General features: G+C 75.1%; 10 protein-coding genes and 1 pseudogene. 8 read left to right on the plus strand and 3 right to left on the minus strand.

Annotation, left to right across the window (positions count from 1 at the left end; genetic code table 11):
- Nucleotides 1–124: 124 nt before the first annotated feature.
- Nucleotides 125–1,009: an RNA polymerase sigma-70 factor gene (locus ABZ261_RS09665; protein ID WP_356857121.1), complete on the minus strand. Its 885-nt coding sequence runs from the start codon at nucleotides 1,007–1,009 to the stop codon at nucleotides 125–127.
- Between the two features lie 121 nt (nucleotides 1,010–1,130).
- Here ABZ261_RS09665 and ABZ261_RS09670 point away from each other — a divergent pair, with 121 nt between their 5' ends.
- The 3 genes from ABZ261_RS09670 to ABZ261_RS09680 all read left to right on the plus strand — a co-directional run bounded on the left by ABZ261_RS09670 (nucleotide 1,131) and on the right by ABZ261_RS09680 (nucleotide 4,518).
- A complete protein-coding gene (locus ABZ261_RS09670; protein WP_356857123.1) occupies nucleotides 1,131–1,784 on the plus strand; it encodes an NAD(P)-binding domain-containing protein in 654 nt (217 codons plus the stop codon).
- A 155-nt stretch (nucleotides 1,785–1,939) separates the two neighbouring features.
- A complete protein-coding gene (locus ABZ261_RS09675) occupies nucleotides 1,940–2,770 on the plus strand; it encodes an alpha/beta fold hydrolase (protein ID WP_356857125.1) in 831 nt (276 codons plus the stop codon).
- A gap of 329 nt (nucleotides 2,771–3,099) precedes the next feature.
- Nucleotides 3,100–4,518: a GNAT family N-acetyltransferase gene (locus ABZ261_RS09680; RefSeq protein WP_356857127.1), complete on the plus strand. Its 1,419-nt coding sequence runs from the start codon at nucleotides 3,100–3,102 to the stop codon at nucleotides 4,516–4,518.
- 103 nt (nucleotides 4,519–4,621) lie between these two features.
- Here the strand turns inward: ABZ261_RS09680 and ABZ261_RS09685 are convergent, their stop codons facing one another.
- Nucleotides 4,622–5,830 carry a PLP-dependent transferase gene (locus ABZ261_RS09685; RefSeq protein ID WP_356857129.1) on the minus strand — a complete coding sequence of 403 codons (1,209 nt, stop codon included), beginning with the start codon at nucleotides 5,828–5,830 and terminating at the stop codon, nucleotides 4,622–4,624.
- A gap of 59 nt (nucleotides 5,831–5,889) precedes the next feature.
- Here ABZ261_RS09685 and ABZ261_RS09690 point away from each other — a divergent pair, with 59 nt between their 5' ends.
- Complete coding sequence (locus ABZ261_RS09690) at nucleotides 5,890–6,375, plus strand: Lrp/AsnC family transcriptional regulator (RefSeq protein ID WP_356857131.1); 486 nt, start codon at nucleotides 5,890–5,892, stop codon at nucleotides 6,373–6,375.
- A 52-nt stretch (nucleotides 6,376–6,427) separates the two neighbouring features.
- Nucleotides 6,428–8,119: a DUF885 domain-containing protein gene (locus tag ABZ261_RS09695; RefSeq protein ID WP_356857133.1), complete on the plus strand. Its 1,692-nt coding sequence runs from the start codon at nucleotides 6,428–6,430 to the stop codon at nucleotides 8,117–8,119.
- 76 nt (nucleotides 8,120–8,195) lie between these two features.
- Here the strand turns inward: ABZ261_RS09695 and ABZ261_RS09700 are convergent.
- A pseudogene (locus ABZ261_RS09700) lies at nucleotides 8,196–8,366 on the minus strand (3-ketoacyl-ACP reductase); the annotation flags it as partial.
- Nucleotides 8,367–8,644: 278 nt separating this feature from the next.
- Between ABZ261_RS09700 and ABZ261_RS09705 the strand changes: the two are divergent.
- From ABZ261_RS09705 to ABZ261_RS09715, 3 genes are all read left to right on the plus strand, one after another.
- Complete coding sequence (locus tag ABZ261_RS09705) at nucleotides 8,645–8,911, plus strand: ferredoxin (RefSeq protein ID WP_356857135.1); 267 nt, start codon at nucleotides 8,645–8,647, stop codon at nucleotides 8,909–8,911.
- A complete protein-coding gene (locus tag ABZ261_RS09710) occupies nucleotides 8,901–10,292 on the plus strand; it encodes an FAD-dependent oxidoreductase (RefSeq protein ID WP_356857137.1) in 1,392 nt (463 codons plus the stop codon). The genes ABZ261_RS09705 and ABZ261_RS09710 overlap by 11 nt, the downstream gene beginning before the upstream one ends.
- Nucleotides 10,293–10,392: 100 nt before the next feature.
- Nucleotides 10,393–11,628, plus strand: coding sequence for a cytochrome P450 (locus tag ABZ261_RS09715; RefSeq protein ID WP_356857139.1), 1,236 nt, complete (start codon nucleotides 10,393–10,395; stop codon nucleotides 11,626–11,628).
- The last annotated feature ends 4 nt before the right edge of the window (nucleotides 11,629–11,632 follow it).

An 11,632-nucleotide genomic window follows, 5' to 3' on the forward strand; every position in this document is an offset into this window, starting at 1 on the left:
TCCTCGGGGTTCGGGGAGCGCACGGGAGGCCGGACGCAGAGCGTTCATGAAGCGTTCGTACGCGGGGGTGCGCGTGACATCGCGGCAAAGCCCCCGTCGTACGACGGGGCGCGCCGGGTGCGGCTCAGCGGCCGGTGAGGGTCCGCAGCTTGTCGGGGTTGCGGATGACGTACACGGACGTGACCCGCCCGTCGGCGATGTCCAGCTGGAACAGGGTGTCGGGCTTGTCGCCGGCGAGGACCAGCACGGCCGGGCCGCCGTTGGCCTCGATGAGCCGCAGGGTGAGGCCCGCGAGGCCGGAGCGCGCGACGCCGACGAGGAACCGGCCGACCTTGTCGGCGGTGTGCAGGGTCCGCAGCGGCGCCTTGGCCTTGCCGCCGCTGTCGCCGACCAGCCGGACGTCCGGGGCGAGCAGGGACATCAGCCCCGCCAGGTCGCCGTCGACCGCGGCGGCGATGAACCGCTCGGTCAGGTCCCGGCGCCGGGCGGGGTCGACCTCGTAGCGCGGGCGCCGCTCCGCCACGTGCCGGCGGGCCCGGCCGGCGAGCTGCCGTACCGCCGCCTCGCCGCGGTCCAGCGTGGCGGCGATCTCGGCGTAGGGGTAGCCGAACGCCTCCCTGAGCACGAAGACCGCCCGCTCCAGCGGCGAGAGCGACTCCAGGACCACGAGGACGGCCAGGGAGACGGTGTCGGCGAGCACGGCGCGGTCCGCGGAGTCCGGGGCGGTGTCGCCGAACTCGGTGAGGTACGGCTCGGGCAGCCACGGCCCGACGTACGCCTCGCCGCGCGACCGCACCTGGCGCAGCCGGTCGATGGCCAGGCGGGTGGTGACGCGCACCAGGTAGGCGCGCGGTTCGCGGACCTCGGTGCGGTCGGCCCGGTACCAGCGCAGCCAGGCGTCCTGGACCACGTCCTCTGCGTCGGCGACGCGGCCGAGCATGCGGTAGGCGACGCCCATGAGGAAGGGCCGGTGCTCTTCGAAGACGTCGGTGGCGAGGTCTGCGGTCACGGTTCCATCCCATCCGACACACCCGCCGGTGTCCACCCGGAATAACCAGCTCCGGCAGGGGTGCGGATCACAATGACCGCGGACCGCCGGCGGGCGGCGGCGGACGACCCGGAGGTGGCCGATGCGGTACGCGGTGCTGGGCACGGGCGAGGTGGGCCGCACACTGGGCGGCAGACTGCTGGAGCTGGGGCACGAGGTGACCCTCGGGTCGCGCTCCCGGGACAACCCGGTGGCGCTGGGGTGGGCCACGGCCGCGGCCGGCCGTGCCCGTGCGGGCACGTTCGCGGAGGCGGCAGCGGCGGGCGAGGTGGTCGTCAACGCGGTGGGCGGCCGGGTGGCGCTGGACGCGCTGCGGGCGGCCGGCGCGGAGCGACTGGACGGCAAGGTGCTGGTGGACGTGTCCAATCCGCTGGCGTTCGAGGACGGGTGGCCGCGGCTGGACCCGGTGGAGTCGGACAGCGTGGGCGAGCGGATCCAGCGGGCCTTCCCGCACGTGCGGGTGGTGAAGGCGCTGAACACCGTCAACTGCCGGGTGATGGTGGACCCGGGCCGGGTGCCGGGCGAGCACCAGGTGTTCGTGTGCGGGGAGGACGCGGGGGCCAAGGAGCAGGTGACGGAGCTGCTCGGGGAGTTCGGGTGGCCGGCCGGGCGGGTGCTGGACCTGGGCGGCATCCGTGCGGCGCGGGCGGTGGAGATGTATCTGCCGCTGTGGCTCGCCCTGTCCGGCCGTTTCGGCGGGGCCGACTTCAACGTGGAGGTGCGCCGGGCCGGTTGAGGCCGTACGCCGGCCAGGGAGCGTACCCCGGCCGGGGGCCTTGGGCCGGGGGCGGCGCGGCGGCACGCGGGGTGACACCGGGGGCTACCCGTTGGTAGCAATTGCTGACAAGCTGTCTACCCCGTCCGTCAGCAGCCCAGACGAGGAGCATCCCCATGTCCGCCACCGTCTCCTTCGAGGTCCCCGCCCCGCACGGCCCGAGCGACGTGACCGTGTCCTACGCGCGCACCGGACGCGGCGAACCGCTGGTCCTGCTGCACGGCATCGGCCACCACCGGCAGGCCTGGGACCCGGTCGTGGACATCCTCGCCACCGAGCGCGACGTGATCGCCGTCGATCTGCCGGGCTTCGGCGCCTCCCCCGGCCTGCCGGACGGCCTGGCCTACGACCTGCGCACCACCCACCTGGTGCTCGGCGGCCTGTTCGAGGCGCTGGAGCTGGACCGCCCGCACGTCGCGGGGAACTCGCTGGGCGGCCTGCTCGCCCTGGAACTGGGCCGCGAGAAACGCGTACGGTCCGTCACGGCCCTTTCCCCGGCCGGTTTCTGGACGGAGGCCGAGCGCCGGTACGCCTTCACGGTGCTGCTCGCGATGCGGGGCATCGCCCAGCGGCTCCCGCTGCCGCTGGTGGAGCGGCTGGCGGGCACGGCGGCCGGCCGGACCGCGCTGACCAGCACCATCTACGCCCGCCCCGCGCGCCGTTCCCCGGAAGCGGTGGTCGCCGAGACGCTCGCGCTCGTGGGGGCCACCGGTTTCGAGGCGACCCTGCGTGCGGGCGTCGCCGTCCGGTTCACCGACAGCCTGCCGGGCCTGCCGGTCACGGTGGCCTGGGGCACCCGGGACCGGATCCTGGTGCGCCGCCAGGGCGTCCGGGCCAAGCAGCTGATCCCGCACGCCCGGCTGGTGCGCCTGCCCGGCTGCGGCCACTGCCCGATGAGCGACGACCCGGCGCTGGTCGCCCGCGTCATCCTGGACGGCAGCCGCTGAGCGGACCCGCCGGGTCGCCGCTGGAGTCACGGCCGGCGTGACACCTGCGGAACGGCCGGGGTGACACCGCCGGAACGGCCCGGGGTGAGGGCCGGGGTGAGGGCCGGGGTGACGGCCGAGAGGACGGTCCGGGCGCGGGAGCGGGACGGCGCGGTACCGTTCACGCGGACGCCGCAGCCGGCCCGGCCGCCTGCCGCCTGCCGCCTGCCGCCTGCCGCCTGCCGCCTGCCGTTGACGGTAGAAACGGCAACAAATGGGGCGGAGCATGCTTTACCCATCGGTCACAATCAGTTCGTGATCACGCAACACCGCTCCTCCACAGTGGCTGCATGACTCCAGACATGTCCGATGTGACCCGGGCCAGGCACGGCCGGCCCGCGCACCACTGGCGGCGGGACGTCGTCGAACTCGCCGCCCTCTTCACGGCGGTCGCGGTGGCGGACGCCGTGGCGAACCTGATCGGGCACGGCCCGGACGGCCCGGCCCTGCTGGTGATCTCCGCGATCGTGCTGGCCGCGACGGCGGCCTTCCACGTGTGGTGGTCACGACGCCACGGACACGCACCGCCCAGCGGTGATACCGGCGCCCGGCGGGCCGCGGGGACGCGGCCGGCCGGGCCCTCCGCACAGCCCGGCGCCGGGGAGGCGGCCGGCGTCGGCACGCTGTGGCGGATGCGCACGACGGTGCGGGACGCGCCGGGCTCGCTGGCCGCGTTGTGCACGGCGCTGGCCGAGCAGCGGGTGGACATCCTCAGCCTGCAGACGCACCCGCTGGCCGACGGCACCGTGGACGAGTTCCTGCTGCGGGCGCCGGACGCGCTGACGGCGGCGGGGATCACCCGGGCGGTCGCGCTCGCCGGAGGCACGGGCACCTGGATCGAGCGGGCCGACGCCCACGACCTGGTCGACGCGCCCACCCGGGTGCTCGGCCTGGCCACCCGCACCGCCCTCGACGCCGCCGAACTGCCTCTTGCCCTGCGTCAGTTGCTGGGCCGCTGCACGATCCGCACGCTTCCCGCCGTTCCGGCCGGCGGCGGACGCGGTCCGGAGCCGGTGCCGGAGGAGGGCGTCCTGGAGGACACCGTGCTGCGGCTGCGGGCCCCGGAGGGCGGTGTGCTCACCGTGGAGCGGCCCTATCTGCCGTTCACACCCACCGAGTTCGCCCGGGCCCGGGCGCTGGTGGAGCTGGACAGCCGGCTCGGGCCGCGGATCCCGAGCGGCCGGGACGTGCTGACGCTGCCCGAGGGCAACGACATCGCCGTCCGCCGGGCCGGCAGCGGGGACCTCGCCGCGGCCAGGGCGATGCACGAGCGGTGCTCCCCGCGCACCCTCGGCCTGCGCTACCACGGCCCGGTCGGCGACGCGGACCGTTATCTGAACCACCTGCTCAGCCCCCGCTTCGGCCGGACACTGGCCGCGCAGACCGCCTCCGGCCGCATCGTGGGCCTCGGGCACCTGCTGTGGGACGGCGACGAGACGGAGGTCGCCCTGCTGGTCGAGGACGACTGGCAGCGGCGCGGCGTCGGCGGCGAACTGCTCGGCCGGCTGGTCGCGATGGCCGTGGAGGCGGGCTGCGAGAGCGTGTACGCCGTGACGCAGGCCGCGAACACCGGCATGGTCGCCGCGATGCGCGGCCTCGGGCTGCCCCTGGACTACCAGGTCGAGGAGGGCACGCTGGTCATCACGGCCCGGCTGGACACCGCCCCGGCGACCGCCGCCCCGCAGGCACGGCCCCCGCACGCCGGCTGAGACCGGCGGGCCCGGCGCCCGAAGGAGCGGCGGCCCGCGGCGGCGCCGGCGACGGCGCCGGAGGACCCGCCGCTTCCCCGTGACGGCGCCGGCGGCCGGGCCGTCAGCGTGCCGTCCGCCGCGGCCGCGCCGGTGTCCCGGCCGGCCGCTGCCGCGCGCCCAGCGCCCGGTCCAGGTCGGCCCACAGGTCCTCGACGTCCTCCAGCCCCACGGAGAGCCGCAGCAGCCGGTCGCTCACCCCCGCCCCGCGCCGGTCCGCGGCGTCCACGATGCGGTGGCTGATGGACGCCGGGTGCTGGATGAGCGTGTCGACGCTGCCCAGGCTCACCGCGGGGGTGACCAGCCGGACCCGGGAGACGACCTCGTGCGGGTCCCCGTGCACCTCGAAGGCGACCATCGCGCCGCCGAGCCGCGGATAGCGGACGCGGGCCACACGCGGGTCGGCGGCGAGCCGGCGGGCCAGTTCGGCGGCGTTCGCGGAGGCCGCCCGGACCCGCACCGGAAGCGTGGCCAGCCCCCTGAGCAGCAGGTAGCCGGCCAGCGGATGCAGGACTCCCCCGGTGGCGAACCGTATCCGCCGCAGCCGGCCGGCGAATTCCTCGTCGCAGGCGACCACCCCGGCCAGCACGTCGCCGTGGCCGCCGAGGTACTTGGTGGCGCTGTGCAGCACCAGCCGGGCGCCCTGCCCGGCCGGGCGCTGCAGCACGGGCGTGGCGAAGGTGTTGTCGACGAGCAGCGGCACCGAGCCGCAGGCGTGGGCGACCGCCCGCAGGTCGAGTTCGGCGAGCGTCGGGTTGGCCGGGGACTCCACCATCACCAGGCCGGTGTCCGGGCGCAGCGCGTCGGCGATGCCGGCCGGGTCGGTCCAGGTGACCTCCGTGCCGAGGAGCCCCGCGGTCAGCAGGTGGTCGCTGCAGCCGTACAGGGGGCGTACGGCGACGACGTGCCGCAGGTCCAGGGCGGTCCGGGCGAGGAGGACGGCGCTGAGCGCGGCCATGCCGCTGGCGAAGGCCACCGCGGACTCGGTGCCCTCCAGGCGGGCGAGGGCCCTCTCGAAGCGGGCGACGGTCGGGTTGCCGAGGCGGCCGTAGACCGGCGGCCCGGCCGGGTCGGCGCCGTCGGCCGCGAAGGCGTCGATGCGGGCGGCCTCGGCACGGCTGTCGTAGGAGGGGTAGGTGGTGGACAGGTCGATCGGCGGGGCGTGCAGTCCCTGCCGGGCCAGGTCGTCGCGGCCGGCGTGCACGGCCTCGGTGGCCAGGGCTCTTGATGCGGTGCGCACGTCGTCGTGGGCACCGGTGCTCGCTGCGTCCATGCGGGAAGGGTGAACATCGGACGGTTACCGGGGGCCGGACCCCGTGCTACGTTCGGCCCATGACCGAATCCGTCGTACTGGATCCGGTCGATCTGCATCTGCTGCGGCTGCTGCAGAACGACGCCCGGACCACCTACCGCGATCTCGCCGCGCAGGTGGGCGTGGCGCCGTCGACGTGTCTGGACCGGGTGACCCGGCTGCGCCGCTCCGGCGTCATCCTCGGTCATCGGCTGCGGCTCGATCCGGCCAAGCTCGGGCGCGGGCTCCAGGCTCTGCTGTCGGTGCAGGTGCGGCCGCACCGCCGGGAGCTGGTCGGGCCGTTCGTGGAACGGATCCGGGCACTGCGGGAGGCGCGGACGGTGTTCCACCTGACCGGTCCCGACGACTATCTGGTGCATGTGGCCGTCGCGGACATGGCCGATCTGCAGCGGCTGGTGCTGGACGAGTTCACGGCGCGGCGCGAGGTGGCCCGGGTGGAGACCCGGCTGATCTTCCAGCAGTGGGAGTGCGGGCCCCTGCTGCCTCCCGGCCACGCCCACAGCTGAATCGCTCCACGCGCGGGTGACGCGGAGATCCTCCCGTACCAGGATGGGCCGCATGTCTGACACCAAGAGCCCCCTGCCCCGTCAGGTCGCCGACGCGTACGTGGACGACCTGATCGCCCTCGACCCGGTCCTGGGTACGTACCTCGGCGTGCGGGAGAGCGCCGGGAGACTGCCCGACTACTCCCCGGCCGGGCAGGAGGCCGTCGCCCGGCTGGCGCGGACAGCACTCGCCCGGCTCGCCGAGGCGGAGCGGCAGCCCGGCGCGGACAGCGGCGTGGAACGGCGCTGCGGGCGGCTGCTGCGGGAGCGGCTGACCGCCGCACTCGCCGTCCACGAGGCGGGCGAGCACCTGCGCGCGGTCGGCAACATGCGCACACCGGGTCACGCGGTGCGGGACGTGTTCACGGTCATGCCGGTGCGGACGCACGAGGACTGGGCGGCGATCGCCGAGCGGCTGCGCGCGGTGCCGGACGCGCTCGCCGGATACCGCGCCTCGCTCGAACTCGGTCTCGAGCGCGGGCTCTTGGCGGCGCCCCGGCCGACCGCGGCCTTCATCGGCCAGCTGACGGAGTGGACCGACACCGACGGCTCGGGCCGCGGCTGGTTCGAGGACTTCGCCGCCACCGGCCCGCAGGCGCTGCGGACCGCACTGGACGAGGCGGCGCGTGCGGCGACCGGCGCCCTGACCCGGCTGCGGGACTGGCTGCGGGACGTGTACGCGCCTGCGGTCGAGGGCGCCCCGAACGTGGTCGGCCGGGAGCGGTACGCCCGCTGGGCCCGCTACTTCAACGGCACCGACCTCGACCTGGACGAGGCGTACGCCTACGGCTGGGCGGAGTTCCACCGGCTCCTCGCCGAGATGAGGCAGGAGGCGGAGAAGGTCCTGCCCGGCGCGAGGACGCCGTGGGCCGCCCTCGCGCACCTGGACGAGCACGGGCGGCACATCGAGGGCGTGGAGGAGGTCCGGCAGTGGCTCCAGGACCTCATGGACAAGGCCGTCGCGGACCTCGACGGCACGCACTTCGATCTCGCCGAGCGGGTGCGGAGGGTGGAGTCCCGCATCGCTCCCCCCGGCAGCGCGGCGGCCCCCTACTACACGCCGCCGTCGGAGGACTTCTCCCGTCCGGGCCGCACCTGGCTGCCGACGATGGGACAGACCCGGTTCCCGGTCTACGACCTGGTCTCCACCTGGTACCACGAGGGCGTGCCGGGGCACCACCTGCAGCTGGCGCAGTGGGCGCACGTGGCGGAGGACCTCTCCCGCTACCAGGCGACGGTCGGCCGGGTCAGCGCGAACGCCGAGGGATGGGCGCTGTACGCGGAACGGCTGATGGACGAGCTGGGCTACCTCACGGGCCCGGAGGAGCGGCTCGGCTACCTGGACGCGCAGATGATGCGGGCGGTCCGGGTGATCGTGGACATCGGCATGCACCTGGAGCTGGAGATCCCCGCGGACTCGCCGTTCCACCCCGGTGAGCGGTGGACTCCGGAGCTGGCCCAGGAGTTCTTCGGCGCGCACTGCAGCCGGCCCGCGGACTTCGTGGACAGCGAGCTGACCCGCTACCTGACGATCCCGGGCCAGGCGATCGGCTACAAGCTGGGCGAGCGGGCATGGCTGCTGGGCCGGGAGAGGGCGCGCGAGCGGCACGGCGACGCGTTCGACCTGAAGGCGTGGCACATGGCGGCGCTGTCGCAGGGGGCGCTGGGCCTGGACGACCTGGTGGACGAGCTGTCCCGGCTCTGACGCACGGGACCGGGCCCCGCCGCCCGCGGAGGCCGTCCGGACGCGGTGACCGCGACCGGGTCATCCGCACGGCCCAACGCCGGTGACCATCCTCGGAGTCGACGACCTCGCCGTTGGTCCGGCCCGCCTCGTCGGTGGCCTGCCAGGCGATGAGGCGGGCGGGGTCGTCGGGGACGCCCCGGCGCTCGTCGGGGAAGCGGGCGGCGACGGCCGCGTGGACCTCACCGGTGGCGTAACCGGTGTCCACAGATGCCGCCCCGTCCCTCCGCACGCGGTCGTGCCGGAAGGGAGCCCTCGCCTCGATTGCACCCGCTCGGCGGATGCCTCCACGCGGTGGCACGCCGCGGCGGCGACCCGGGCGGCAGCACCCGGACGACATCAGCGCCGCCGGCGGTGGCTCACTCGATCGGCGTGCCCGGCGCGCGGGCGCCTCCCAGCGGCTCGCATGCTGGCCGGGGGACGACCGCAGTCCGGAGCCGCACGCGCGCGCGAAACCGGACGGGCCACCGGAAGGGCGGAGCGTCGATGAGGCTCGTCGTCGATCTCAACAGGTGCCAGGGCTACGCGCAGTGCGCGTTCCTCGCCCCGGACGTCTTCACCATGCACGGCGAGGAGGCGCTGCTCTACGACCCGCACCCCGGCGACGAGCAGCGGGAGCGGCTGGCGCGTGCCGTCGCCGCGTGCCCGGTGCAGGCGATCACGGCCGAGGGCCTGGACGGCACCGGTCCCCTTCCCGGTTCCACGGGCGGAACGGCGCCCGGCCGCCTCCCGGAGGCGTCCGATGGCCGTTGACTCCGTGGAACGGCTGCGGCGTGCGGGCCGCATCGTGATCGTGGGCGCTTCGCTGGCCGGGCTGCGCGCGGCCGAGACCCTGCGGGCGGAGGGCTTCACCGGCGAACTGACCATGATCGGCGAGGAGCCGTACGCGCCGTACGACCGGCCGCCGCTGTCCAAGGCCGTGCTGCTGGGCATGGCGTCGCCGCACCACACCGAGCTGCCCCGCCGCCGGGAGATCGACGCCGAGTGGCGCCTGGGCGTCGCGGCGACCGGGCTGGACCTGGCGGCCGCACGGGTCCGGCTGGCCGACGGGGACGAGGTGGAGTACGACCGGCTGCTCATCGCGACCGGCGTCCGCGCCCGGCCGTGGCCGAAGGAGGAGGAGGCCCGGCTGGACGGCGTCTGCCTGCTGCGCACCCGGCAGGACGCAGCGGACCTCGTCCGCCGGCTGAAGGCGGGTCCGCGCCGGGTGTTCGTGATCGGGGCGGGGTTCGCCGGTTCGGAGGTCGCCTCCGCGTGCCGGGAGAGAGGCGTCCCCGTGACCGTGGCGGAGCGGGCGGGCGCGCCGCTGGTGGGCGCGCTCGGCGGTGTCGTCGGCGCGGTCGCGGCCGATCTGCAGACCGAGAACGGCGTGGACCTGCGCACCCGTGTCACGGTGACCTCGCTGGAGGGCGACTCGGCCGGCAGGGTGCGGGCGGTCCACCTGTCCGACGAGAGCGTCGTCGAGGCGGACGTGGTCGTGGTCTCGCTGGGTTCGCTGCGCAACACCGAGTGGCTGGCCGGGTCGGGGCTGGGCGCCGGGCCCCGGGGCATCGCCTGCGACGCGGGCTGCCGTGCGTTCGACTTCCGGGGCATCGTCACGGACGACGTCTTCGTGGCCGGCGACGTGGCGCGCTCCCCGCACGCGCTGTTCGGCTACCAGTTCCTCTCGCTGGAGCACTGGGGCAACGCCGTCGCCCAGGCGGAGACCGCGGCGCACAACATGATCTGCCCGGCCGCCGAGCGGCGCCCGCACCTGTGGATGCCGGCGTTCTGGTCGTCGATGTTCGGGGTCAACATCAAGTCGGTCGGGGTGCCGCCGATGGCCGACCAGCTGATGATCACGCAGGGTTCGCCGGCCGAGCGCCGCTTCGTCGGGGTGTACGGGCATCAGGGCCGTGTCGTCGCCGCCGTGGCCTTCGACAACGCGAGGTGGCTGGAGTTCTACCAGCGGCAGATCGAGCGGGGTGCGCCGTTCCCGGTGGAGTTCCCGACGGTGGACCGGCGGCCCGAGGGCCGGCGGCCGGTGCCGGCCGACTTCCCCGACCCGTCCCTGCCGACCCACGGCCCCATGGTGACCCTCAGCGGCTACTCACCGGCCGACCGGCGGTTCGTCTTCCATCCCGCCCGGCACTGACCGCCCCCGCACCGGCCTGCGTCCTCCCCGCACCGACCGCCGCCCGCACCGACCGCCGCCCGCACCGGCCTCCGTCCGGCCCCGACCTCAAGGACCCGTCATGACGCAAGCCTCGCTGGTGCGCCGGATCACCGACTTCGCCAGCCGCGCCGACCCCTACCCGCTGTACGAGGAGCTCCGCAGGACCCCGGTCCTGCACGAGGAGGAGGGCGGCCCCTACGTCATCAGCTCCTACTACGACATCGAGGGGCTGCTGCACGATCCCCGGATCAGCTCCGACGCGGCCAATCTCGCCGCCGCCGGGGACGACGGGACCGCTCAGGCGGAGAGCGCGGGTCTGCCGCCGTCCTTCCTGCGGCTGGACCCGCCGGAGCACGACCGGCTGCGGCGCATCGCGGGCAGCGCCTTCGGGCCGCCGCACCGGCCGCGCCGGGTGGAGAACCTGCGGGGCGAGATGGCGTCCGTCGTCACCGGGCTGATCGACGGCTTCGGGGACGCGCGGCGGATCGACCTGGTCGACAGGTTCGCCTACCCCTTCCCGGTGACGGTGATCTGCCGGCTGCTCGGCGTGCCGCGGGAGGACGAGCCCCGCTTCCGTTCCTGGGTCGATCCGCTCGTCGCCACCCTGGATCCCGGGACGCGGCGGTCGGCGGACGCGGCATTCGTGCGGACGGCGCAGGAGGCGCGCACGCAGCTCGGCATGTACCTGGCCGGTCTGGTGGAGCAGCGCACCAGGGAACCGCAGGACGACCTGCTCTCCGACCTGGTGCACAGCCAGGGTCCGGACGGCCCCATGACGATGATGGAGGTGCTCAGCACCGCGGTGCTGCTGCTGATCGCCGGTCACGAGACGACGGTCAACCTGATCACCAACGGCATGCTCACCCTGCTGCGCCACCCGGACGTCCTCCAGCGGCTGCGGGAGGATCCGGGCCTGTCCGTGCGGATCGTGGAGGAGCTGCTGCGCTACGAGCCACCGGTGCAGATCGTGCCGCAGCGCACCTGCCTCACCGACGTCGAGGTGCGCGGGGTCACCATCCCCAAGGGCGCGCGTCTGTGGCTGGTGCTGGCCGCGGGCAACCGCGACCCCGAGCGGTTCACGGACCCCGGGCGCTTCGACCCGGACCGCGAGGACCTGCAGCACCTCGGTTTCGGCAGCGGCGTGCACAGTTGCTTCGGCGCCCCGCTGGCCCGGCTGGAGACCCAGCTCGCCCTGTCCGAGCTGGCCCGGCGACTCGTGGACCCCCGCCTGGTCGAGGACCCGCCGCCGTACCGGGCCAACGCGGTGCTGCGCGGCCCCCGCCGGCTCGACCTCGCCTTCACCGGCCTGCGGTGACCGC

This window comes from Streptomyces sp. NPDC006193 (genome assembly GCF_040613915.1).
GTDB lineage: Bacteria > Actinomycetota > Actinomycetes > Streptomycetales > Streptomycetaceae > Streptomyces.